22 protein-coding genes and 1 other annotated feature are annotated in these 26,595 nt (G+C 38.8%); of the genes, 4 read left to right on the top strand and 18 right to left on the bottom strand.

What is annotated here, in order from left to right:
- Positions 1-115 precede the first annotated feature (115 nt).
- Both NV377_RS12185 and cymR read right to left on the bottom strand, forming a co-directional pair.
- The gene (locus NV377_RS12185; RefSeq protein WP_258199203.1) at positions 116-1,267 is read right to left on the bottom strand and encodes a cysteine desulfurase family protein; all 1,152 of its coding nucleotides are present in this window, start codon (positions 1,265-1,267) and stop codon (positions 116-118) included.
- A 20-nt stretch (positions 1,268-1,287) separates the two neighbouring features.
- On the bottom strand, positions 1,288-1,716 hold the full coding sequence (cymR, locus tag NV377_RS12180; protein ID WP_258199202.1) for a cysteine metabolism transcriptional regulator CymR: 429 nt from the start codon (positions 1,714-1,716) through the stop codon (positions 1,288-1,290).
- A gap of 157 nt (positions 1,717-1,873) precedes the next feature.
- Between cymR and mnmA the strand changes: the two genes are divergently transcribed.
- Positions 1,874-2,977, top strand: coding sequence for a tRNA 2-thiouridine(34) synthase MnmA (gene mnmA, locus NV377_RS12175; protein ID WP_258199201.1), 1,104 nt, complete (start codon positions 1,874-1,876; stop codon positions 2,975-2,977).
- A 116-nt stretch (positions 2,978-3,093) separates the two neighbouring features.
- Here the strand turns inward: mnmA and NV377_RS12170 are convergent, their stop codons facing one another.
- Positions 3,094-4,245 carry a hemolysin family protein gene (locus tag NV377_RS12170; protein WP_258199200.1) on the bottom strand — a complete coding sequence of 384 codons (1,152 nt, stop codon included), beginning with the start codon at positions 4,243-4,245 and terminating at the stop codon, positions 3,094-3,096.
- A 469-nt stretch (positions 4,246-4,714) separates the two neighbouring features.
- On the opposite strand from NV377_RS12170, the gene NV377_RS12165 reads away from it, so the two are divergent.
- Positions 4,715-5,275, top strand: coding sequence for a copper resistance CopC family protein (locus tag NV377_RS12165; RefSeq protein ID WP_258199199.1), 561 nt, complete (start codon positions 4,715-4,717; stop codon positions 5,273-5,275).
- A gap of 64 nt (positions 5,276-5,339) precedes the next feature.
- On the top strand, positions 5,340-6,365 hold the full coding sequence (locus tag NV377_RS12160; protein ID WP_258199198.1) for a CopD family protein: 1,026 nt from the start codon (positions 5,340-5,342) through the stop codon (positions 6,363-6,365).
- Between the two features lie 76 nt (positions 6,366-6,441).
- Here the strand turns inward: NV377_RS12160 and NV377_RS12155 are convergent, their stop codons facing one another.
- The 15 genes from NV377_RS12155 to NV377_RS12085 form a co-directional block, all read right to left on the bottom strand.
- Positions 6,442-7,077, bottom strand: a complete 636-nt coding sequence (locus tag NV377_RS12155; RefSeq protein WP_258199197.1) for a phosphatase PAP2 family protein — start codon at positions 7,075-7,077, stop codon at positions 6,442-6,444.
- On the bottom strand, positions 7,058-7,726 hold the full coding sequence (locus NV377_RS12150) for a VTT domain-containing protein (protein ID WP_258199196.1): 669 nt from the start codon (positions 7,724-7,726) through the stop codon (positions 7,058-7,060). Before NV377_RS12150 ends, NV377_RS12155 begins: the two co-directional genes overlap by 20 nt.
- Before the next feature lie 54 nt (positions 7,727-7,780).
- Positions 7,781-9,094, bottom strand: a complete 1,314-nt coding sequence (locus NV377_RS12145; RefSeq protein WP_258199195.1) for a replication-associated recombination protein A — start codon at positions 9,092-9,094, stop codon at positions 7,781-7,783.
- 35 nt (positions 9,095-9,129) lie between these two features.
- Complete coding sequence (locus tag NV377_RS12140) at positions 9,130-9,912, bottom strand: class I SAM-dependent methyltransferase (protein ID WP_258199194.1); 783 nt, start codon at positions 9,910-9,912, stop codon at positions 9,130-9,132.
- A gap of 279 nt (positions 9,913-10,191) precedes the next feature.
- On the bottom strand, positions 10,192-10,929 hold the full coding sequence (locus NV377_RS12135) for a tRNA threonylcarbamoyladenosine dehydratase (RefSeq protein ID WP_258199193.1): 738 nt from the start codon (positions 10,927-10,929) through the stop codon (positions 10,192-10,194).
- Between the two features lie 29 nt (positions 10,930-10,958).
- Positions 10,959-12,764, bottom strand: coding sequence for an aspartate--tRNA ligase (aspS, locus tag NV377_RS12130; protein ID WP_258200323.1), 1,806 nt, complete (start codon positions 12,762-12,764; stop codon positions 10,959-10,961).
- A 438-nt stretch (positions 12,765-13,202) separates the two neighbouring features.
- Positions 13,203-14,465: a histidine--tRNA ligase gene (hisS, locus tag NV377_RS12125; protein WP_258199192.1), complete on the bottom strand. Its 1,263-nt coding sequence runs from the start codon at positions 14,463-14,465 to the stop codon at positions 13,203-13,205.
- 463 nt (positions 14,466-14,928) lie between these two features.
- Positions 14,929-15,206, bottom strand: a binding site (T-box leader).
- A 603-nt stretch (positions 15,207-15,809) separates the two neighbouring features.
- The gene (gene dtd, locus NV377_RS12120; RefSeq protein ID WP_258199191.1) at positions 15,810-16,256 is read right to left on the bottom strand and encodes a D-aminoacyl-tRNA deacylase; all 447 of its coding nucleotides are present in this window, start codon (positions 16,254-16,256) and stop codon (positions 15,810-15,812) included.
- A 238-nt stretch (positions 16,257-16,494) separates the two neighbouring features.
- Positions 16,495-18,681 carry a RelA/SpoT family protein gene (locus NV377_RS12115; protein ID WP_308860041.1) on the bottom strand — a complete coding sequence of 729 codons (2,187 nt, stop codon included), beginning with the start codon at positions 18,679-18,681 and terminating at the stop codon, positions 16,495-16,497.
- A 189-nt stretch (positions 18,682-18,870) separates the two neighbouring features.
- Positions 18,871-19,398: an adenine phosphoribosyltransferase gene (locus NV377_RS12110; protein WP_258199189.1), complete on the bottom strand. Its 528-nt coding sequence runs from the start codon at positions 19,396-19,398 to the stop codon at positions 18,871-18,873.
- Between the two features lie 39 nt (positions 19,399-19,437).
- Positions 19,438-21,441, bottom strand: a complete 2,004-nt coding sequence (gene recJ / locus NV377_RS12105; RefSeq protein ID WP_258199188.1) for a single-stranded-DNA-specific exonuclease RecJ — start codon at positions 21,439-21,441, stop codon at positions 19,438-19,440.
- 215 nt (positions 21,442-21,656) lie between these two features.
- Positions 21,657-22,049, bottom strand: coding sequence for a cation transporter dimerization domain-containing protein (locus NV377_RS12100; protein WP_258199187.1), 393 nt, complete (start codon positions 22,047-22,049; stop codon positions 21,657-21,659).
- A gap of 228 nt (positions 22,050-22,277) precedes the next feature.
- Positions 22,278-23,213 carry a protein translocase subunit SecF gene (gene secF, locus NV377_RS12095; RefSeq protein WP_258199186.1) on the bottom strand — a complete coding sequence of 312 codons (936 nt, stop codon included), beginning with the start codon at positions 23,211-23,213 and terminating at the stop codon, positions 22,278-22,280.
- Positions 23,203-24,438 (bottom strand): protein translocase subunit SecD, encoded by a 1,236-nt coding sequence (secD, locus tag NV377_RS12090; protein ID WP_258199185.1) that lies wholly within the window; start codon positions 24,436-24,438, stop codon positions 23,203-23,205. The genes secF and secD overlap by 11 nt, the downstream gene beginning before the upstream one ends.
- Positions 24,439-24,520: 82 nt before the next feature.
- Positions 24,521-24,763, bottom strand: a complete 243-nt coding sequence (locus NV377_RS12085; protein ID WP_258199184.1) for a post-transcriptional regulator — start codon at positions 24,761-24,763, stop codon at positions 24,521-24,523.
- 227 nt (positions 24,764-24,990) lie between these two features.
- Between NV377_RS12085 and spoVB the strand changes: the two genes are divergently transcribed.
- Positions 24,991-26,592, top strand: coding sequence for a stage V sporulation protein B (gene spoVB, locus NV377_RS12080; RefSeq protein ID WP_258199183.1), 1,602 nt, complete (start codon positions 24,991-24,993; stop codon positions 26,590-26,592).
- Positions 26,593-26,595: the final 3 nt, after the last annotated feature.

The raw sequence follows: 26,595 nt of genomic DNA, 5'->3' as shown, positions 1-26,595 counted from the left end.
TGAGTAACTTTTCTTAGTAAGAAAAGTTACTCCGTAAGCATACTACTCAGACTTTTCATATATTTGCACAGATATTACTCTTAACAATATGAAAAGCTGCCTCGGAAACATATTCTTAAGAGTGGATTCGTTTTACGATACTAGCAACTATTGTTGCAGCCTCTTCGATTTCCTCTATAGTATTGCCCATTCCAAAGCTAAATCTTACAGCACTATTTAATCGATCAGTACTTAGCCCCATTGCTTTCAACACATGTGAACGTTCTAACGATCCAGAAGTACAAGCCGAACCGCTTGAAACTGCAATTCCTGCCATATCCAAATTCATTAACATGCTTTCTGTATCAACACCAACAAAGCTTATGTTTACGATATGAGATAACCCATGATCAAGATCACTATTCACGATGATCGGATACTTTTCTAATTCTTGTTGTAACAGCTCTACCCATCTATTACGAAGATTTGTCACAAAAGGTTGCCATTTTTCGCGCTTGTTCACACAAATGTCAAGAGCTGTTGCAAAACCAACTATCCCCGCAAGATTTTCTGTTCCAGCTCTACGTTTTCTTTCTTGTGTGCCACCTTGTTGTAATGCTTCAATAGGAGTACCTGTCGCTATATATAAACCACCAATGCCTTGAGGACCATTTATTTTATGAGAGGAGAAACTCATGAGATCAACCGGTAATTGTTGAAGAGAGTATGTGACACATCCGAGTGTTTGAACAGCATCAACATGAAATAACGCACCTACTTGATGAACAAGTTCACCTATTTGCTCAATAGGTTGAATAGTACCTACTTCATTATTGCCATGTATAATACTTACTAATGCGGTTTGTTCACTTAATGCATCTTGTAGCTCAGCCATATTTACATAACCTTGCTGGTCAACAGATATTATTGTTAAATCGAATCCTTCATTGTTAGCAAGCCATTCCATAGAATGTATTACTGCATGATGTTCAATAGCAGATGTTATAAGATGCTTTCTACCCTTCAATGCTTGTGCTCTCGCAGCACCAATGATTGCCAAGTTATCACTTTCAGTTCCACCAGATGTGAAAGTAAATTCATTCGGCTTACATCCAAGCATAGAACTGATTTTGTCGCGGGACTGATTAAGGCTATGTTTGGCGTTTCTTCCAAAGCGATGAATACTTGAAGCATTTCCCGGACCTTGTTGCATTGTTGCAATCATTGCAGCAATAACGTCTGGATGTATCGGAGTTGTTGCTGCATGATCAAAGTAATATGACTTCATATGCTTACTTCACTCCATTATTAAATGTAGAACATATAGCTATCGCTATTATCTTTGTCCTGCTCTTCTGAATAATTAATTAGATGTTCCAATGTTGTAGAATCCATAACATTAGCGATACTATCGCGAATACGTAACCACAGATTGCGTTTCGCAGGATCATCTTCTTCTGTGAAGTCGACTGGAGATATTGGACCTTCGAGCACTCGAATGATGTCACCTGTCGTTATTTCTGCAGGTTCCTTAGACAGCACATAGCCGCCATATGCGCCACGAATACTTTTTACGTAACCTGCATTACGTAAAGGTGCAATTAGTTGCTCCAAATAATGCTCTGATAAACTATTTTTCTCGGCAATACTTTTCAAAGAGATTGGGCCTTCTCCAAACTTCATAGCCAATTCCATCATTATCGTTAATCCATAACGACCTTTAGTAGAAATTTTCATATTTCTATACACCTCATTTAATTCATTGTATTCCAATTATTCTTATATGGTATCATAACTATCTACAATCGTCTCCATTTTCACAATAGTTATTCATGAAAAACTTTATTGAATATGTTACAATATGAAATGCTTGAATGAACAAGGTGGTGTAATTATGTCAAATCCTAATCAAAACACTAGAGTCGTTATCGGTATGTCAGGTGGCGTTGACTCTTCTGTTGCTGCATTATTATTGAAAGAGCAAGGCTATGAAGTAATCGGTATATTCATGAAAAACTGGGATGATACAGATGAATTTGGACATTGTACAGCCGAAGAAGATGCTGAAGATGTTCGTCGCGTCTGTGATCAGATTGGCATTCCATATTATACAGTAAATTTTGAAAAGCAATATTTCGACAAAGTTTTCTCATATTTCTTAGATGAGTACAAACGTGGAAGAACACCGAATCCTGATGTGATGTGTAATCGCGAAATCAAATTTGGTGATTTCTTGAAAAAGGCTGAAGAGCTGAATGCAGATTTCCTTGCTACAGGTCATTATGCCCAAGTTGAACGTGATGCCGATGGTGTAACGAAGTTACTACGTGGTGTTGATTCGAATAAGGATCAAACCTACTTCTTGAATGCTCTTAATCAACAACAACTTGCAAAAGCAATGTTTCCTATTGGTCATCTGCCGAAGCCAGAAGTTCGTAAAATTGCTGAAGCTGCTGGTCTTTACACTGCAAAGAAAAAAGACAGCACAGGTGTTTGCTTCATCGGTGAACGTAATTTCAAACAATTTTTAAGTCAGTACTTGCCTGCCAAGCCAGGTGACATGATTGATATCTTGACTGGCGAGAAAAAAGGTCGTCATGACGGTTTAATGTACTACACATTAGGTCAACGTCAAGGACTTGGTATTGGTGGTAACGGTAATGGCGAACCATGGTTCGTTGCAGAGAAAGACTTAGAAAAAAATATATTGTATGTCGTTCAAGGTGATACTCATCAAAGTTTATATTCCGAAAGCTTGTTAGCTACCAATATGAACTGGATTGTTGCAGATGAACAGCCAGAAACGTTCGAATGTACTGCTAAATTCCGCTATCGTCAACCCGATCAGCAAGTAACAGTGCAAAAGTTGCCTAACGGTGAAGCTAAGATTACTTTCGCTAAGCACCAAAAAGCGATTACCCCTGGACAAGCTGTTGTATTATATGACGGCGATGTATGTCTTGGTGGCGGCACAATCGATAAGGTTCATAAAATTTAATAAAGAAAAAACAAGACCTTATGAAGCTGAGAGTGTTCTCACTTCACAAGGTCTTGTTTTTTTCTTGAACACGACGTATTGTCATATTTCACATATTAGTTATTAAAACTGAACAATTAACGTAATCTCTGATCACAATTAGTTGTTGCTTGAATTCTCTTCACACTAATTGATGTGATTCTCAGCTGATCCATTTGTTCAATTGTAAAAATGTATTTTTCCTCTTCTTTTTTGTAAGCTACAGATTGACCGATATGCGGGGGAAATTGAATGTTTGCGTACATGTAACCACCGATTGAATCCATATCGTCTACTTCAAGTCCAATATTGAAATAACTGTTAACTTCTTCAACTAGTAACATTGCACTCAACATATAATGGTCAGGTTGTAGTTTTACAATATCATGCTCATCTTCATCAAATTCATCTTGAATATCCCCAACGATTTCTTCTAATATATCTTCAAGTGTTGCCATGCCAGAGGTTCCACCATATTCATCAATAAGCAAAGCAATTTGTGTCTTCTTCTTTTGCATCATTGCTAATAATGTAGAAATAGCGATTGTATCGGAAACTGTGATGATGGGTCTAATCCATTGCTGCCATTGAGATTCCGTCGTTTTATGATCATACTTTGCAAGCAAGTCCTTAATATGCACAAACCCGATAATATCATCTTTATCATGATTCACAACAGGATATCTCGTTCTCATATGAGTAATCGCTGTTTCTATATTGACTGATAATGATTTATTCCACTCTAAGCAAATCATATCTAGTCTCGGGGTCATCACCTCTCTAGCTGTCTTTTCACCAAAGTCGTATTTTGAGTTCCCTTCCATATTCGAAACATTCGCGATATTAGCATTTTCCTCAAAGTTTGCGTCAATAAATGTTACTATACTTGCGCTATCTTCTACATTGAGTTTCCGTTTTGGAATCCACTTCCTATGCAGCATGTACAGCAGTAATACGACAAATACACTGCCAACTATGGTTCCTATCCATAGTGCTGAACTACGTTGTAGTAAAGTCCCAGTTGCTTCTAACTCTCTTACTATCAACAGTTGTAACTGTAGAAGTAGCATACCAAGCCAGATAAGACAAAAAATTGGCAAGTATTTTACGGACCAAAAACTAAATACGGGAATAAATCGTGAAAATACACCTTCCGCTATATCTTCATTCTTTTTCTTTTCTTTCCATTCTGTAATCCAAGTGTTATTAATGAATAAGCAACTACTATAAACAATGAAAAGTATACTCATTAGAAAAATCGTCCATCCTATTGACGCGGGATCCTCCAAGTAAGTTTATGCCATCTGGCAAAAATCAGATGACATACACCTCCCTTCATTATTTTCTAGAAGCTAACTTTCTTGATAGATATTGCATATATATTCGTGTATAGCAAGTTTTTATTACTCCCAACTGAAAAATTATAAAGTTTACCAGTTAGTATATCTAAAAAGTAATGCTACTTATATAGAAACGGAGAGCAACTCGAAATACACCACGTTTTTACAAGTAGACTTTTTGTAGATCGCATATTTTCATAGTTACTTTATTTTCTATTGTTCATAACTTGTTCTTACTCTTAATCGTTAATGCCTAACTTTTCACCATTTCATTTGTTATAATGCATATGGAGTGTAATATCTAAGGGCTTTCGATGCTACTTTTTATTACGAGGTAGCATTTCGAGAAGTATATAAAAAGTTTTAGGAGGATTTTATTTTGAAAAAGACTATTTGGTTACTGTGTTTATTGCTACTATTGGTTCCAACGCAAGTATTTGCTCACTCTAAAGTTACTGAATCATCTCCAGCTGCAGATGCAACAGTTGATTCATCTCCAGAGAAAATTACTATTGCATTCAATTCAACGATTGCAAGTATGAGCACATTTAAATTATTCAACGAAAACAACGAAGAACAAGTTGTTGATAATATTAGTGTTGCTGAACATGAGCTAACTGGTGATGTAAGTTCACCATTAGCTAATGGAGTATACACGGTACAATACAATATTATTGGTGCAGACGGTCATGCGATTGATGGAAGCTACTCGTTTACGATAGCAGCTACTGAAGCAACGCCTACTCCAACCGAAGAAGTTACTACGACTACTACGCCTGAAGTAACTATTGAACCTACAGTAGAGCCAACATCGACGCCGATTGTTGATACTGACTCAACAACAGATACAAAGTCAGACAAAAACCAAGTATGGCCGTTCATTATTATTGGCTTAATTATCGTTGCAGCGGTTGCGTTCGCAATGAAAAAACGCAAATAATATGGCCTATATTTCCGAGAGTATATTATATATTTGCTTCTCGTTAGTAATAGGATATTTCATTTTGCAGCTGGTTCCTGCTGCATCTAAGCCAACCATTGTATTTCCTCAATGGTTGGTATTATTGTGCGTTATCTGCATTCCAGTTATGTCATATGTGCCTTTACATCTTATCGTGGTTGAATATGCGGATGCATTTCAATTAGGTTATATCCCTATGATCCGTAGTATTTTACTGGACCTACCAGTTGGTGAGGCATGGTTATGGACACTATTAGGTTCTAGTGGACTGGCGATCATGGTCGGAATTCCAGCCTTCGCCAAAGATAGACATATGCCTAAAGTCGGTCTATTACTTATTTTATTACTTTCAGTCTGGTTCGGATTTGCAAGTCATGCATCCTCATTAAGCTCATTCAAAGGGCTAGTCGTACATACTGGTCATTTTACATCTGTTACGATATGGCTCGGTATTTTATTCATAGTTAGTTGGTTTGCTACCGATTATAGTCAGTGGGCAAAGTTTCTTAAATGGTTTTCACCCCTTGCTATTGTCTGTGTACTCATGTCTTTAATTGCTGGACTAACCTTGATGACATTCACAACAGAGCAATATAATAATGGCTTAATGCTTAATTATGGTCAGTACATGTTAATCAAACATATTGCTATATTGCCGCTATTGTGGCTTGCTTTCAGTAATGGCTATCTTTATCCAAGAAGAATGAAAGAAAAACAACTGTCGCCAAAAGGGTTTTTAAGAGTTGAAAGTATACTGGCATTAGTTGTTCTTATTATTACCGCTATTATGGGACAACAAGCGCCACCGCATAATGTACTTGAGACACTTCAAACAGAATCGCCTTCAAGACTGTTCTCATCACTATACCATGGCTCATTCAGCCCTGATATTCAGCTTATGTGGCAGTTCAATCTCAACAGTGCAATGTTATGGATTGCAGCATTACTAATGATTTACGTGTCGTATATAGCGTTTAGACAACGTAAGCTATGGATTATGGTTATCGTCTGTTTGTTGTTTATCTTGCTCGCATATTTAGGATATATGTTCGGACTTGTTGCTAAGTAGCTTATATACGAAGGGGCATCCCGAAGTCATTAAACAATGACTTCGGGATGCCCCTTGTTTCGTCTTATAATTAATTTCATAAGTATTTCTTTTTGTTCAAAATATAAATACAAAAGATACTTTCGCATAAACCTAGGAAGAAACCAGCAAGAACATCCGATGGATAGTGTACACCAAGGTATACTCGTGAAATCATAATCAGAATGATTAACAGAAAGGCTGCTAATAGAATGATATATTTATAGCGAAGATATTGAATTAGATAAAAGCATAACACAGTCGCAAGAAGGCTATATAAAAAAGTCACACTTGTTGCATGTCCACTCGGAAAACTAAATCCTGTTTCTTGAATTAATGCATCACTTGGACGATCTCTTTGTATAAGCCTCTTCAATAATTGTGGTAAAATACCTACCCCTACCATAATAGAACATGCGATGAACAACAGTAATCTATACTTTTTCTTAATATATATAAATAGCAAGACCCCTAAACTCACTGCTCCAATCATTGTTACACTGCCAAAAAAAGTGATGATATTAAATAATTCTGTTTTAAATGGATTTATATTTAATTGAATCAAACTTATAAAATAAGTATCTAAACGGTTAAGCCATAATGTATTCATTTGTAGCCCTATTAACATCACAACAAAACATATGGCAAAAAATAAACTCATAGGTAAAAGAAATTTATTTGGTAGTTTTTCCACCTAGATCACTCTTTCTGCCTTTAAAATAACTAATTATAATTGGAACAACAGAAATAGCGACTATAAGTAGAACGACTAGCGAAAAATTATCTCTAATTACAGGTATATTTCCGAATAAATACCCGCTACCTACTCCGATAAATACCCAGATAAAACCACCTACAATATTGTAGAAAATGAAATGTGAGTAGTTCATTTTACTCATTCCCGCAATAAACGGAATAAATGTTCGAATGAATGGAATAAAGCGACCGATCATAATTGCTTTACCGCCGTTTTTTTCAAAAAAAAGTTCTGCTTGACGCATTCTTTTACCATCGATGAATTTCTTTAGCCATTGATGTTTTAACATGTTATTGCCTAGCTTCTTGCCTAAATAATAGTTCAAACTATCACCAAGCACCGCAGCTACGCCCATAATTATTATTAGTAAAAACCAATTTAATGTAGAACCTGATAATGCACTAAGTGCACCTGCAGCAAAAAGTAATGAATCACCTGGAAGGAATGGAAAAATAACTATCCCCGTTTCAATAAATATAATCGCAAATAAAATCAGATAAATAAGTAATCCATAGTCGTTAACTAAAGTAGTTAAATGTACATCAATATGCAAAATAAAATTAATTAAATCTCCAATAATAGACATTAAAAAACTCCCATGCTCGTTTATAAAAAACCTTCTCCCGAACTTATCACATCACTACTTACTCCGACTTCTACGCTCTTGGTTCTGACGAATCTTATCTTCCATTCCTTGATCACTTGCTTCATAAATCGTTGCATTGGCAATTTGATCAGGCAAATATTGCTGCTTCACATAGTGATTAGGATAATCATGTGGATATTGATATCCTTTATGTCCAAGCTTGTCCGCACCTTTGTAATGTGTATCACGCAAATGCATGGGCACTTCAGTTATTCCTACTTGATCGATCATTGAGGTCGCTTTGCCGATCGCTACAGCTGTTGCATTGGACTTCGGACTTTCAACGGCAAACAATATCGCTTGAGCGATATTATACTTTGCCTCTGGAAACCCAATTTTATGATACGCATCCATCGCCGTAACCGCTTGAACCATCGCTTGTGGATTAGCAAGACCAATATCCTCACTACATGCCACAATGAGTCGACGTAAAAATGTCATTGGGTCCATCCCTAATTTCTCTACCGCATATAAAAACCAATAAAGCGCAGCGTCACTCGACCCGCGAATACTTTTATGGAACGCCGATAATACATCAAATTGGGTCGAAGTATCCGCTCGAACAGTGCGCTTCCTAATCGATTCTTGCGCTACTTCAACGGTAATATGAACGCTCCCATCAGGTGCAGAGCTTGTTGTTAACGCAGCTAGTTCAAGTGCATTAAGTGCACGACGAATGTCTCCCCCAGCCATCTCTGCTAAATGCTCTAAAGCATCCTCATCAACGTTTAGTTTCATAAATCCTAAACCTCGTTGCTCATTGACGATAGCCCGCTCCATCGCAATTTTTGCATGCTTTGCAGAAAGTGGCTCAAGCTGAAACAGCGTTGAACGTGACAATAATGCGCCATTAACATGGTGGAATGGATTTTCTGTCGTTGCACCAATAAAGATAATAATCCCTTGCTCTACCGCTGGTAAAAGTGCATCTTGACGTGATGTATTGAAACGATGTACTTCATCTAGAAATAGAATCGTCTTCCGACCATATAATACTTTATTCGTTTTTGCTGTCTCTATCACTTCACGAACATCTTTAACAGAAGTTTCAACCGCATTCAACCGAACAAATTGAGCTTGTGTTGATTGCGAGATAATATGTGCAAGCGTTGTTTTACCACAACCAGGCGGACCGTAAAATAAGATTGAACTGACTTGATCGCCTTCAATTGCTCTACGCAGTAATTTGCCTTCACCAACAATATGTTCTTGCCCAATATATTCATCTAATTGTTGAGGACGCATTCGATCAGCTAATAATTTATGCTGAGTAGTTGGTTGATCTTCATCCATCGTAAATAAATCCATTTTTCCACTTCCAAATTCATAATCTATTACTTTGATTATAACATTTGTCCCCAGTATATATCAGTCCGATAAAGCATATTAACCATACCATTTTGCTCATGATTTGCAAATAAATGCTCAATATCAGCACTATACTCATCATAACGAGAATCTGTCTCTTGCAGTGAAAAAGATGAGGATTGAATTCTTCCGAATAATCCTGCTCGGTCAAGTTGTTGAGAATATTGATAACTAGCAAGTTGCGGTTCGTACCCACCATAAAATGATTTTAGGGAAGTCTGACTTATATGTTTATGCTTAACCTCATCATACTCTTTACCATACTTCAGAAACAGCGCATCATAATCGTTCATAAATGCGGATGCACCAACATCACGTTGATTCCACAGAAGAACAACTTGTCCACCTTGCTTCAATATCCGCTTAAACTCTGTTTGCGCTAGTTCAGCATTGAACCAATGATAAGCTTGTGCACATACAATATGATCAACACTTTCATTAGCAAGATCAGTTTGCTCAGCACTGCCATTACTTACAGTTAAAAGGAGCTTATCTTGTGTACTATCTGTTAAATAAGATTGTAAATGCTGGATTAAAGCGCTACGCATATCATCGTTCGGTTCTACTGCTACCGTCTGAATATGCTGCTCTAACAATTTTTCGGTAAATATTCCTGTACCCGCTCCAATATCTGCTACAAAATTAGAACTTATAATACCTATCTCTTGAATTAAATGCTGAATAACCTCTTGGGAATAGCTTGGACGATATTTGACATATTGCTGAGATCGTCCAGAGAAACGTTCAGTAGTATCCATAGTGACCACCCTTTTTAATGTGATAGTTTCCATAATACAGGAGTGATTGGCGTGAGTCTATGTTTGAGCTTCCTTAGAGAATGAATGTTAGAGAGTTTTAACTTTCGTTAATTATCATGGTGCACTTCTCACAGTATGAAAGGGAGTTTTAAACTTTACAGCTACAGTACTACAAGGAAAAGGGTTATCTCCACATTGTGAAGATAACCCTTTTCTGTTTAGCCACTATCGATGGCTTATCTACTAGTTACAGCTGAGTTACAGCTGCATCTAGTGGTTCTATTTCAATAAATCCTTCACAACTTCACTTACCATTATAAGTCCTGCTGTCGCTGGTACGAAAGCATTACTAGATGGCGGTTGTTGTGCTTTCCGAATTTCCGGAGCATTGTCTGGCACAATACGCTGTGTAACGTCTTCACGAGGCTTTATTGGCGTCTCATCAGAGAAGACCACCTTAACCCCTTTTTTGATACCATCTTGGCGCAGCTTTGTTCTCACAACGCGTGCAAGCGGATCGGTGTGCGTTTTTGAAATATCAGCAATTTTCAAACGAGTAGGGTCCATTTTATTGGCTGCTCCCATACTTGAAATAACTGGTATGTCACGCTTTAAACACTCTTTAATAAGATGCACCTTGTAAATAATCGTATCAGACGCATCAACAACATAATCAAGATCATATGCAAATAATAGCTCATATGTCTCTTCTGTATAGAACATGCGAAGCGAAATTACATCACATTCGGGATTAATTAGTTTAATACGATCACGCATTAGATCAGCTTTAGGCTGTCCAACCGTAGTCGTTAGTGCATGAATTTGACGATTAATGTTCGTAATATCTACAACATCTTTGTCAATGAGAATTAGTCTACCTACAGCTGATCTTGCAAGTGCCTCGGCAGCCATGCCTCCAACGCCTCCAATACCAAGAACAGCAACTGTACTTCCTTTTAGCTTATCTAATCCCTCAGAACCAATCGCCAATTCGTTACGTGAAAATTGATGAAGCATAATGCTAATCTCCTTTCGCCAGCGACCGATTATTCAGTTTTACCAGCATTAGCTACAGCTTCTGCAACTGGCTTAGGCTTAACAACTGTACGAATATGAAGTTGCTCAAGTTGAGACAATTCAACTTCTGAAGGTGCATCACACAATAGATCTGTTGCACTAGCTGTTTTCGGGAACGCAATTGTTTCACGAAGGTTAGTACGACCAGTTAGTAACATTACAAGACGGTCGAAACCGAAGGCAATACCACCATGTGGAGGTGTACCATACTCAAATGCATCTAGTAAGAAGCCGAATTTCTCTTGCGCTTCTTCCATAGAGAATCCAAGAGCAGAGAACATTTTCTCTTGTACATCACGTTTGTAGATACGCATAGAACCGCCACCAACTTCATAACCGTTCAGGACGATATCGTAAGCTTGCGCACGAATTTGTCCTGGATCAGTATCGAAGTAATGAACATCCTCTTCATTAGGACGAGTGAACGGATGATGTTCTGCTACATAACGTTTCGCATCTTCATCGTATCCAAGTAATGGGAAGTCTACAACCCATACAAATTTGAATGCTTTCTCATCGATCAGATTCAATTCTTTACCTAATTTAAGACGAAGGTTACCAAGTACGTCTGCAACAACTTTTGGTTTGTCAGCAGAGAATGTTAGTAGATCGCCTTCTTCAACGTTCAAACGTTCAGTTAGTGCAGCAATTTCTTCAGGTTTCAAGAATTTAACGATTGGACCTTTCCACTCGCCGTCTTTAATTTGAATCCATGCAAGACCTTTACCACCATAACGAGCAGCAAACGGTTGTAGATCGTCAAGTTCTTTACGACTCCAGCTTGCACAGCCTTTAGCGTTAAGTGCTTTAACAACGCCACCGCCAGCAGCAACTGATGCAAACACTTTCACATCACTTGTAGAAACGATATCTGTAATATCTTCGATTTCAAGACCGAAACGAAGATCTGGTTTGTCTGAACCGTATTTGTTCATAGCGTCTTTGTACGTAATACGTTGGAATGGAAGTTGAAGTTCAACACCAACAGTTTCAAGTAGCAATTTCGCCATAAGATCTTCCATCATGCCTAGCAATTGATCTTGAGACAAGAATGAAGTCTCAATGTCGACTTGAGTGAACTCAGGTTGACGATCAGCACGCAAATCTTCATCACGGAAACAACGAGCGATTTGGTAGTAACGTTCTATACCACCAACCATAAGCAATTGCTTAAAGATTTGTGGAGATTGTGGTAGTGCAAAGAATTCCCCTTCGTGTACACGAGATGGTACTAGATAGTCACGCGCACCTTCTGGAGTACTCTTTGTAAGAATTGGTGTTTCAACATCGATGAAGCCATTACCGTCAAGGAAATCACGGAAAATTTTTGCTGCTTTAGAACGAAGCAACAAAGTTTTTTGCATTTCCGGACGACGAAGGTCAAGATAACGGTATTTCAAACGAATAGACTCATCAACCTCAACACCATCTTCGATTGGGAATGGAGGAGTTTTCGCTGCATTCATTACTTCGATCTCAGTAACACGAACTTCGATCTCACCTGTAGCAAGGTTTGCATTGAAAGTTTCTGGATCACGTTCAACAACAGTACCTTTCACAGCAAGAACATACTCATTACGAGCACGATCAGCGATTTCTAGTGCTTGACCAGAGAAATCTGGGTTGAATACCGTTTGCACGATACCTGTACGATCACGTAAATCAATAAATAGAACGCCACCAAGGTCACGACGGCGTTGTACCCAGCCGTTCAATGTTACTTCAGTGCCAACATCAGCTTTTGTTAAAGTACCGCAGTTTACGGTTTTTAGCATAGACATGTCTAATCCTCATTTCATAATTATAATTATATGTTTCAACAACAAATTTGTTGGAGTTACAGCAGTTAATTCCCAGCTTTGCAGGAGGCAGAGCAAGGAGGTAAGCTTGCACGAAGCAAGAAAGCAAACTTAGCAGGATGCAAGTTGCAAGTTGCAAGTTGCAGAATGCAAAGCCGCAACGACAGCAAAGCGCCTCGTTGCCCCACAATAATAACCTTCAAACACTTCATAGCAACTTCCAAGAAGAAGTACCCTCCGAAGTGCTACATCCGCAACATCTTCGCAAGCAATTCCAAAGAAGATGCATCCTCGAGTCTCTCGCTTGTCAGCACCGAGAAGATGCCTTGAAGCTAGGAACTCGAGGAGCGGAGTGTACGTTATTGGTACACGAGCACACGCAGAATTCCGATGAAAGGCATATTCGAAGTCGAGTTAACTACGAAGCTTACTCTCCATGATCACATGCGAGAGATCGGAGAAGGAGACTTTGCGTTGGAGTCCAGTAGCCATCTCTTTCAGCGTAATCTCACCATTAGCAAGTTCATCATCACCAAGTATTGCAGTATAGCGAGCCTGTAAGCGATCTGCAGACTTCATCTGAGCCTTCATCTTGCGACCTTGGTAATCACGTTCAGCTTTTACTCCTGCTTTACGTAATTGATACACAAGTTTCGTCACTTGACGATCTGCTTCTTCACCTAGAGCGATTAGATACACATCTAATTCATTAAGATTTGGAATTGCCGTTTCTTGGTGCTCAAGTAATAACACTGTACGTTCTAATCCAAGACCGAAGCCTACACCCGGTTGATCAGGACCACCAACATCAGCAACAAGACCGTTATAGCGACCACCACCACCAACAGTATCAATTGCACCAATACCTTCAGCTTTGAATTCAAATGCAGTATGTGTATAGTAGTCAAGACCACGAACGAGACGGTGATTAATCTCAAATGGAATTTCCATATCGGATAGATGTTGCTTCACTTTATCAAAGTGAATCTGACATTCTTCATCTAAGCTATCAAGAATCGATGGAGCATCTGTAAAGTGTTTTTGATCAACTTTACAATCCAATACACGTAGTGGATTACGATCGATACGAGACTGACAGTCTTTACAAAGAATTTCACGTTTCGGTTCTAAATAAGTAAGTAACTTTTCACGGAATGCGCCGCGAACAGCTGGAGTTCCAACTGAATTAATCTCAACACCAACACCTCTAAGTCCAACCTCTGTATAGAAGGTATAACCTAATGCAATCACTTCTGCATCAAGTGCAGGATCAGCAGCTCCGATAGCCTCAATCCCAAACTGGTGGAATTGACGGTAGCGTCCTGCTTGAGGACGCTCATAGCGGAACATAGGGCCCATGTAATACAACTTAGTTAGATCTGGTTCTCCAAATAGCTTGTTCTCTACAAATGAGCGTACAACGCCTGCTGTACCTTCTGGACGAAGCGTTAAGCTGCGCTCCCCACGATCGATGAACGTGTACATCTCTTTCTCAACGATATCAGTTGTCTCACCAACACCACGTTGGAAAAGTTCAGTAGATTCGAAAATCGGAGTACGTATTTCCCTAAAATTGTAGCGACTGCAGATTTCTCGAGCTTTCTGCTCTACAAACTGCCATTTTTCTACACTACCTGGCAAAATATCTTGCGTACCGGGCGATTTCTTAAACGACATAGCGATAACCTCCTTAAACTTTTCAATTCATCTCGATATACTCCTCGTAATGAAAAGTACATCAGAAGCATAAGCCAATAATCAATATCCCTCTAAAATGCTCCAGTAAAAATCATTCCTCGAAAGATTAAACACTCTCAGTAAACCTCATTTTTGCAGTCTATTTCGGTTTATCCAGCTCATTGGGCGCTATAGACCTCATTTTTGTGGTCTATTTCGGTTTATCCTGCTCATTGGGCGCCATAGACCTTATTTTTGTGGTCTATTTCGGTTTATCCAGCTTATTGGGCGTTATAGACCTCATTTTTGTGGTCTATTCCGGATTTTCCAGCTCGTTGGACACCATAGATATCATTTTTGCGGTTGTAGCGCAAAAAAGGAAGATACCTATTGTGATCACGAGTGGTCATTTTGAATTACTTCTAAACAACAAAAAAACTCTCGTTCCTTCTGACTTTCCGCCAAAAGGGACGAGAGTATTATCTCCCGTGGTACCACCCACTTTTCGAATATCTAACAACTTACAAGATTTTACTTGTTCAAGTTGTAGCTATTCGCTCCATACGATTATCGTCCGTAACACGCATAAAACTAATGTCATACTTATGTAATATAAGTACCGTTCATCTTATGTTCTCAGGGATGTTATTCACTCAATACATATAAAGGTGCTTTCAGCCAATTGACACCTATCTCTGGGTATAGTGGAGTTGAGTTACTTCTTCCCGTCAAGGAATGAAATATTAAGTTGTTACTGATATCATATTTTACTTGTCATACCGACGAAAGTCAATATAGAACTACGACATAGTCTCTCCTAATCCCTTATAAATAAACAATAAAACGTCCAAATTATACTTCGAAGTGATACCAGCCATAATCAACATCAAGTAAACAACTTGATGTTGATCCGCGTTCAAAGCTTCGAATACTCTGCATCAGAGTCTAAACCACGTAGCAATCATTGCTCCGTTGAGTGTTTCGCTTATTAGGACCAAGAAGATGACGTGAATCTAGGAAGGGAGTAGCGGGGTGTACGTTATTGATACACGAGCACACGCAGCGACCGATAAACGTCATTTTCGCCGTCGAGCAGGCGACATAGCATTTTCATCGTCATCACAACCGAAATGAACGTTATTTTCGCCGTCGAATAAGCATCTAAGCATATTCCTCGTCCTAAAAAGGGAAAATGGGCAGAAAAAAACCTGCGGCATCTCCGCAGGCTATAATAATATATTATTAAAAAGGGGGTCGAGGTTTATTATAGGTTAATGATATTAAAGAGACATTATCATTATGTTACAAGTTGATTACAAAAAAGAAAACGTTTCAATTCCGCTCCTATTTCTCTTCCGTATCAATAATTATTGTAATCGGACCATCATTCACAAGACTTACATCCATCTCTGCTCCAAATTGGCCAGTTTCAACGTGGATCCCTTTATTACGTAATAACTCATTGAAGTTATGATACATTGGCTCAGCATGATCTGGTCTTGCCGCCTTCATGAAACTAGGACGACGACCTTTTCTACAATCACCATACAAAGTAAATTGTGAAACAGAAAGAATACTGCCCCCTGCCTCGGTAATATCTAGATTCATCTTACCAGACTCATCATCAAATATCCGAAGTCCAGAGAGCTTGTCCGCCATCCACTTAAGGTCTTGCTCAGTATCCTCATGAGTAATGCCTACGAGCAGAACAAGTCCTTTATCAATTGCACCAACTTGCTCCCCAGCTATCGTAACATTGGCTGCTTTACTCCGTTGTACAACTACTCTCAAAATGTTCGACTCCTTTAGTAGATGTTCAAAAAGTCCACTTATGATCACGATGTGATGCTACGATGCTTATTCGTCGGCGAATATGGCATTCACCTGAAGCAAAGCACACTCTTCCGATGTATGTTTCTTTCAGAAACATTTTAGATGCTCGTGTACCAATAACGTACACTCTGCTTCTCGATAACTTAGCATCATCCCATCTTCTTAGTGGTGATAAGTAATCTTTTTGAACTTTCCTTTATTGCATAATCCGTTGCACGGAATATATATCTTTAATTTTTTTAATCTTCTCAACAACATTAGTAAGATGCTCAGTATGACTAATAAGAACAGTCATATGCATAATAGCCATCTTATTTTTACCTGTTCGTCCAGATACTGCACTAATGTTAGTTTTCGCTTCAGATACAGCTTGAAGTACCTCATTCAATAATCCACGGCGATCACTACCTGTAATTTCAATATCAACACTATAGTTAGCATTAATAGAATCGACCCATTCAACTTCAATTACACGATCTGCCTCTTCATTATCCGTGCCAAATGGAATGTTTAAACAATCCATACGATGCACAGAAACACCTCTACCGCGTGTAATATAACCGATAATGAGGTCACCTGGAACAGGATTACAACATCTGGCAAAGCGGACAAGTAAATTGTCTACTCCTTTAACTTTAACACCATTATTGTTATTTCTAACTTTTTTGTTTACTGCGCTGCCTTTTATTTCAGTAATTTCTTTCGTTAGCTCGATCTGATTCGCTTCTTCTTGCTCACGGCGAAGTTTCTCAGTAAGCTTAGTTACGATTTGTGCGGCTGTTATACCACTGAAACCAATCGCAGCCATCATATCTTCAATATCATTAAATGTGAATTTCGTAGCAACTTCCTGTAGCTTGTCATCTGTCATCCAGAGATGCGGCTCAAGTCCAAGACGTTTCAATTCACGTTCAATTAAATCGCGACCCTTAGCGACATTTTCCTCACGCTTCTCTTTCTTGAACCATTGCTTAATCTTACTCCGTGCATGAGAAGATTGAGCAATTTTTAGCCAATCGGAGCTAGGGCCATAGGAATGTTTGCTCGTCAATATTTCAACAATATCACCAGTTTTTAATTTATGATCAAGCGGGACTATTCTGCCATTCACTTTAGCACCAATCGTACGATTACCAACTTCAGTGTGAATGCGGAATGCAAAATCTAAAGGTACAGAACCAGCCGGTAGCTCAATAACTTCACCATTAGGCGTAAACACAAATACTAGATCAGAGAAAAAGTCCATTTTCAAGGATTCCATAAACTCTGCCGCATCTTGTGTCTCATTCTGTAATTCCAGAATTTCACGGAACCATGTCATTTTATCGCCAAAGCTACCATCTGGAACAACATTACCTTCTTTATAAGCCCAGTGAGCAGCTATACCATACTCGGATGTAAGATGCATATCCCAAGTACGAATTTGCACTTCTGTCGGTTCACCATTCGGACCAATAACCGTCGTATGGAGGGACTGATACATATTCGCTTTAGGCATTGCAATATAGTCCTTGAAGCGACCTGGCATCGGTTTCCAAAGCGTATGAATGATACCTAACGTAGCGTAACAATCTTTTATATTTTCAACAATTACGCGAATAGCAAATAAATCATAAATTTCGCTAAACTGCTTATTGCGTGTTGTCATTTTTTGATAAATGCTGTACAAATGCTTCGGACGTCCTGAAATATCACCCTCGATACCCATTTCCGCTAGCTTTTCACGAATACGGTTAACAACATCTTCAATAAACGCTTCACGTTCAACACGTTTTTTCTTCATTAAATTAGCAATACGATAGTATTGCTGAGGGTTCAAGTAACGTAATGCAATATCTTCCATTTCCCATTTGATAGCAGAAATACCAAGGCGGTGAGCAATAGGACAGAATATTTCAAGTGTTTCATAGGCAATTCTACGCTGAGATTCCTCAGATTGATATTTCAACGTACGCATATTGTGAAGTCGATCAGCTAATTTAATTAGAATAACTCGAATGTCTTGTGCCATAGCAACAAACATTTTTCGATAATTTTCATTTTGCTGTTCTTCACGCGATTGGAACCTAATTTTTTCTAGTTTCGTCAATCCATCTACAAGCATCGCACAAGTTTCGCCGAATTTCTCACGAACGGTCTCAAGATCGACAGTTGTGTCTTCCACGACATCATGAAGTAGAGCCGTCACGATCGACAACACGTCCATACCCATATCTAAGACGATATCTGCAACTGTTAGAGGATGTAATATATAAGCCTCACCTGATTTACGTACTTGCCCTGAATGAGCTTGATCCGCAAAATCATAGGCTTCTCTAATCAGCTTGAGATCTTGTTCTTTCATATAGATTGATGCTTTTTCAATTAATTGCTCTATGCCCATGATAAGATCCCTTCCCAAGCTAGTCTATCTAAAGTCCGAGCTACTTTTCTTCTATTTCTAATTATTATGCCTGTTACATACCTATTACGTCAATGTACCGTTATAAAAAACAGACCGCTACCTCATGCAAGATCAATTCGATTGCTCTGCAAGGGTAGTCGGCCTATCGCCAAATACTAAGTATTATTACTAATAAGTCATTAAGGATTGAACCTCAACGCCTTCTATTTTATTTCTGCCCTCAAGATATGAAAGCTCAATTAAAAACGCTGTTCCTACTACTTCGCCACCAACTTGATTAATAAGATCGATAACAGTTGCAATTGTACCACCTGTTGCTAATAAATCATCAGCAATAAGTACACGTTGACCTGGTTCAATAGCATCTTTGTGCATAGCAAGTTGATCAGTACCATACTCTAGCGAATAACTAGCACTAATCGTTTCACCTGGTAATTTACCACTTTTGCGAATAGGAATGAAACCGACTCCTAGCTCAAGTGCTAGTGGAGCTCCAATAACAAAACCACGTGCTTCAGGGCCAGCAATAACGTCAATTTGAAGATGCTCAACTAATTTACGAAGCTCAACGATAGCCGCTTTATAAGTTGGTCCATCTTTCAATAGTGTTGTAATATCTTTGAAACGAATCCCTGGCGTCGGGAAATCCTCGATTACACGAATATAATCTTTAAAGTTAGTAGATGAATTTGACACAAATCGTCAACCCTTTCTGTGACCGCTTAATTACTACATTCATTTCGCTTCGAATTGAAGCTTAGCACTATTATAACGAGCTGAGCTCGCTAAATCTTTTTTCTGTGGAGAAGGCACCGCTTGAATTTGATACGAATTAATAAGAATAAATCCGAGTTCCTCAAATACTTCTAATATCAAATCAATCTCGACGTTTGCTAATCCACTAAGCTTGCTAAGTTTTTCGTATACTCCACGTTTGGGTACGACTCCCTGCTTACGAACATACTGATAAATGATACCAAATTGTTCTCTGGAAGGGAATACTTTTAACTGTTCTTTTTGTACATGTAAATCTTGTAATTGAAGTTGAGGCTTTCTGATCGAATTCCATTCATTAATAGAAAGTTCGCCAACGACCTCGATTGGCTCTGAAGTGGATAGTTGCTTCGCATAGTCGCCCATTCCAAATCCTATAACATCTAAAGTCATTTGTTGATCTTTCAGTAGCAACTTAAGATGTTTACCTTCTTTACCTATCGCTCTTCGTTCAGCGAGATTAGTATTCTTTACAAGTACGCGCGGGGACGGATTAGTCATGCCAAACGGTTCTAATAATGATAATTGTTTAATGGTATCGAGTGTAATATCTTGTAAATCGCAAGCCAGATCAATCTTTAGCTTAGGAATCCAATCCTCTTCGGTTAACCATTGCAGGGCTAAATTATCTAACCCCTCCTCTAATTTCGGCAAATTCTCAATAAGCACAGTCATACCTGCTGCTGCCTGATGACCTCCATAATGCTCAAGCAATGAATCGCATTCTGTTAAAGCCGCATGTAGATCAAAGCCTTCAATTGATCTAGCTGAACCTTTTGCAGTTCCTTTTTCAACATCAATCCCGAAAACGATAACAGGCTTATAGTAACGTTCTAGCATTTTGGAAGCAACGATTCCTATAACACCAACATTCCATCCCTCCTGAGCCAATACTATAACATTAGGCTCAGGCTGTTTTGCTGCTTTAACTGCTTGTAGCTTACTTTGCCACTGGGTTTCAGCTTCTTGTATCATCGTCTCAACAATCAATTGACGTTCTTTATTCAAATGATCCAGCTCGGTTGCAAGTTGAATCGCTCCTTGTTCACTAGAACAAGTGATCAATTCAACAGCCTGCTTCGCATGTTTCAGCCTTCCAGCTGCATTAATTCTTGGGGCAATACCAAAACCAATATTCATCGCGCTTAGTTCAGCCATATTAATACCGCAAGCTTCAGCGAGAGCATTGAAACCGATCTGCTGGCCTTTGCGCAGTTCTGCAAGTCCATAACTTACAATAATACGATTTTCGTCTTGTAAAGGCATTAGATCGGCAATAGTACCAAGTGCTACAATACCAGACCACTGCATTGGAGCACCATCTAATAAGGCTGTAGCAAGCTTAAATGCCACTCCCACTCCTGCTAATCCTTTAAATGGATAAGGACAGTGGAGCTGCTTCGGATTAACGACTGCCACTGCTTGTGGCAACTGTTCCGGAGGTTCATGATGGTCTGTGATGACAACATCAATACCAAGTAGCTTGGCATATTCTACTTCTTCATATGCACTAATACCAGTATCAACGGTCACCATTAGTGTAATACCTTCTTGCTTCGCCTTATCTATTGCCCCTTTATTCAAGCCATAGCCTTCTAACATACGATGGGGAATATAATAGTCAAAGTTCAATCCAAGTTCGGCAAATGTGAAATAAAGCAATGATGTACTAGATACACCATCTGCATCGTAGTCACCATAAATTCGAACCTTTTCACCTTGTTGTTTTGCGAGCAATATTCGTTCTACCGCTTCATTCATCCCAGCAAGTAAGTATGGATCATGCATATTGGCAGGTGTACCATATAAGAAAGATTCTATTGTGTCAGCGTTATCATATCCGCGCTGTATTAGTAATTTTGTTACAAGAGTGGGAATGGTAAGTTGCTTACTTAATTGAGTCGCAAGCATTTCTTGTTCTTGTGACCAAGTAGCTAACTTCCAACGATTTCTTCGTTGAATCATCTCGCCAACTCCTTTCAATTTCATCACATATAATAAAAGTTCAAAATCTTGGGCTGTCAGTACCAAGAAGATGACCTTTATCGAGATCGCGTAGCACAGCGTACGTATTGTGTACGTGAGCACACACAGACTTTCGATGGAGGGCATCTTCACCGCCGACTATGCTGCAACGCATTACCGCGTAATCACAGTCCACGATTTTGAACTACTCACAACTACTGCAATATCGTCGGCACTTCATCATGCGCAGTAGAATGGTTTGATTTGTATGGATAATCAGGCGCAAACGGCTTTACATGAACAACAACATCAGTTAGATGTGTAAATCGATGCATTAATAGCCAGCGTACTCGTTTTGCAATATCTTGACCTTCTTGCACCGTAATTTTGGGATTAACATTAATCGTTAATGAAGCAACAACATAATGTCCTTGTTCCTTGGCATCACAACTCTCAATTGCGACAACACCATTAATGCGTTGTACAACCTGTAAAATACGCTCCGTACTATCTGAGTCGTTGGAACATTCATGAGAAAGGTGAGACTTAGAGAAGAGCATCATTAGCTTATTTATTAAGCTCTTTTGTTTTTCAACATCTGCAGACATCTGATCCTCCTAAAACGTTTCATGGTTTTTATGAAACGTACTTCGTAAGCATTAAAACTATTCACGTACTTTTCATGAAAAGTACTTCGTAGCATTAACTTCGTTTCCTAGTCACTCAACAATTCATTATACCATAACTTCACAAAAATTCTGCACAAAAAACAACCTCCAATTGTTAGTCTTTACTAACAATTGGAGGATACATGAAGTGCAGGACTACTTCTTTAACTAGATTACAGGTTCTTTCTTCGGAGAAGGTGAAGCTGCTTTTGGCTTCTTATTCTTTTCTCTTTTCTTAAATTCAAACCAAAGTGGGCTCGCCAAACATATTGTTGAATAAGCTCCACTTACAAGTCCAATTAGAATAGCAAGTGAGAATAGACGAATTGATTCGCTACCGAATAAGAATATTAGTAATGTAACAATAAACACAGTCAACACAGTATACAAGTTACGAGCCATTGTTTGCCAAATACTCGCGTTAACAATTTCTTGTAGTTGTTCTGCATTTTTATGAGGTTTAAAACGCAAGTTCTCACGGATACGGTCAAATATAACGATTTTATCGTTAATAGAATAACCAAGTACAGTAAGAACTGCCGCTATAAATGGAAGATCGACTTCTAGTCGGAATAACGAGAACATTGCAACTACTACAAAACAGTCATACAGAATTGCAATGTTAGCTGATAAAGCGAATCTCCATTCAAAACGAATCATAACGTACAACATAATCAATACAGAAGCAGCAAGAATTGCCCAGATTGTCTTAACGGCAAGCTCTCTTGCTAAATCTGCTGAAACAACGTTAACTTCAAATTCCATCTGATCGCCAAAGTTAGTCATTAATGCCGTTTGAATGGCTTTCACAGAATCTGCTGCCAACTCATCACCAAAACGGATTGAAATACGTTCATTATTTTCTCCACCGACCGTTGGCGTTTCATCATAGCCTAAACCTGTCAGAACTTCGATAACTTCAGCTTGCGTTACCCCATGATCAGCTACCGCGTCCATTGTTGTTCCAGACTTAAAGTCAATGCCTAGATTCATTTGGAAAATAAGTAGCGATACAATTCCTATTACTACTAGCAGTATTGAACCCGTGTAAAATTTCTTGCGATTTTTTATGAAATCATAATGAATTTTGTAATCAAAGTGCACGGATATCTTCCTCCTTTACACCATAGTATTTGGGTTTCATAAATGCATTACTACTTACTAACATCGTAAGCAAGAATCTTGACAGATAAATATTCGTAAGTACACTTACGATAATACTGAAGATCATCGTTAAGGCGAAACCTTTAATCGCACCGTCTCCGATTACATATAGTGCTACACTCGCGATAATAGATGTAACATTCGCATCCATAATCGTCCGGAATGAGCTCTTAGAACCTGCTTTCAAACTTGAGAACATACTTTTACCTGTACGGATTTCTTCTTTAATCCGTTCGGCAGTGATAATATTGGCATCGACGGCTATCCCGACACCGAGTACAAACGCCGCAATACCTGGGAGTGTCAATGTTGCCCCCATCCAGTTATGGACTAATATCAATAACCAAGCGTACGTAATAATTGAAATTCCAGCAACAAAGCCTGGAACACGGAACACGATAACCATAAATACTAATACGATTAGAGATCCAATGACACCAGCAGTTACGGTATCCCTCAAGGAATCTAGTCCTAATTTGGCACCCACACTTTGCGTATACTTCTCAGTAAGTTTCACAGGTAATGATCCCATATTAATAAGATCACGAAGTTCTTCTGCTTCAGCACGTTCTGCATTACCAAGTGAAATCTGCGCAGAACCACCTGTTATCGGGAAGTTAACACTCGGACGAGAAAGTTCTTCGTCATCCAAATAAATAGCTAGATATGAACCTACGAGATCAGTTGTTACTTTAGTAAATTTCTGTGCATCCTTTAATTCGATCGTTACAACAGGACGATTCAATTCATCATAAACTACGCCAGCACTATTTTCTTTGAAATCAGTACCATTTAACATAATCGTACCGTCTGGTGCTCGGAACGTTAGATTAATCGGCTTAGCTAACAATTCTCTTATTTCTTCATCATTCGTTACTCCAGCTAGACGAACACGAATACGGTTTGTCCCTTCTGGCAAAACCTCTGGTTCTGATACACCTGAAGCATTAATCCGCTTTTCTAAACTTTTGGCAGTTTGTTTCAATGCTTCTGGAGTTACTTGACCACCTTCTTCAAATGGTGTTGCCTCATAAAGCACTTCAAATCCACCCTTAAGATCAAGTCCTAGCTTTACCTCTTTTAGTATAGAAGGGCTTGTCCAAGCAATTACACCAAATAGGACAACAACCACTACGACAAAGGCAAGCAATCTTTTCTTAACCATACGTCAATAATCCCCCTTAGATCTCAATATTCCCATTATACAGATGTCGAAATACGACGTCAAAAAAAAAGAAAACTCTTCCCTATTCGAAAGAGTCTCCCTTGTATGCACTTAACAATAAGTAGTTCATAAATTGAGTTGCTCTTAAAGATAAAATATCATTTACAAGCTGATGAAGCTGGGGTTGTCCACTTTTCACATAACGAGAACTTACACACGCCCAGACTTCCTTAGCCTTAACATGCTCATATCCAAGAAGTTGTAGCTCCTCCGCTTTGCTTATGCAAAGCTCCTTAATATCATCGTTCCACTCTATACTAGACAATTGCTACACCTCCTACAACTTTTCAAAAGCTTCACAGTATTACTTCCCGTAAATGAAAAGTACTTCGGAAGCATAAGCTGCACCTAAGATCTCCATATCTGTAGTGTACTTAGTACATTTCGCTGCCCACTAACTTTTTTCCTGCTTGTATCAATTATTTTCAGACATGTAAATGTATAGGTCAAGCATAGTCTGTAATGTAGGGTCAATGAAGTGAGGTGTATTAGATGACAAAGCAGAGCTTTATTAAGGGAGCTATGATTCTGCTTATTGCAGGTGTATTGAATCGTATTCTTGGATTTATTCCTCGTATTACATTACCACGTATCATCGGAGCAGAGGGTGTTGGTATCTACCAACTGAGTTATCCTTTTCTCATTGTGTTGCTAACATTTATAACTGGCGGCATCCCGCTAGCCATCGCTAAATGGATCGCCGAAGCCCAATCGGTAGGTGATGAACGAAGAGTAAAGCAAATCTTCAGAACGGCAATGTTTCTAAGTGTATCTATCGCTTTGTTTCTAACTAGCATTATGCTTCTATTTGCACCAGTCTTTATTAAGTATGTTATTCCAGATCCAAGGGTGTATCAATCGTTTTTAATGATGTCACCTTTACTGCTTATCGTAGGGATTTCGGCTGTATATCGTGGTTATTTCCAAGGAAAACAGAATATGATTCCAAGCGCTGTATCACAAACGGTTGAAACATTAATTAGAATTGTATTTTCATTAGTGTTAGCTTATTGGTTACTACCATATGGATTAGCATGGGGTGCAGCTGGAGCAATGCTAGGCGTTGTTATGGGGGAAATTGGTGGACTAGCGGTTATGCTGCTGAGTCATGTTCGTGATAAGAAAAAGCCGATAACTATCGCTGCTGAACTACCTCTTACATCCGAGAACGAATTTAATAATGCTGTTGTAAGTAAAGAAATTGCATCCAAATCAATACTTGCAAAGCTGCTTACACTGTCTATACCGGTTACCGGCAGCAAATTGGTCGGCTCATTAAGCTACTTATTAGAATCTATATTTACAGCTCGAAGCCTTGCCGCTGCTGGTATTATTACCGGTATCGCTACAGCACAATATGGTGCGCTACAAGGAATGATTATGCCTCTTATTTTACTACCAACAGCATTAACTTATTCATTAGCCGTATCGCTTGTTCCATCACTTTCAGAAGCTGTTGCTCAGAAACAATACCATCTCATTCATAAACGTTTACATCAATCGATGCGTATCTCACTCGTCGCAGGAGCACCATTTACAATTATTATGTTTATATTTGCAGCTCCAATTTGTGAACTACTATATGCTCATGGAGAATATGCACCGTTATTGCAACTCATTGCACCGATAGGCATTTTCATTTATTTACAAGCTCCATTACAAGCAACATTACAAGCTTTAGAAAAACCTGGAGTAGCGTTAATGAACACGTTTATTGGAGCCATCATTAAGATCGCACTCATTATAATATTAGGTTCGAATCCTCAACTAGGAATTAAAGGAGTATTGATCGCCATTGCTATTAATACTGTATTAGTCACCTTATTACATAGCTATAGCGTGAAGCGTTATGTTGGATTCAAAATGCATATGATGGACTTCGTTAAAGTAGGTGCATCTATTATCATTACAGGTGGATTTGCCCAATATGTGATGTCACTACTTGCCAATCAACCTCTTGGTATTAGCTTACCCACCGCTTGTATGGCGGCGATGATTGTCTACATCTTCCTAATGTTCTTAACAAAAATTATCGATAAAGCTGACCTCATTAGAATTCCTTATATCGGAAAATGGTTCGGATCAGATCAATAGTAC

It is taken from the genome of Paenibacillus endoradicis (genome assembly GCF_024721975.1).
The sequence above is the reverse complement of the archived record's forward strand: the minus strand, read 5'-3'. Positions and strand labels throughout refer to the sequence as shown.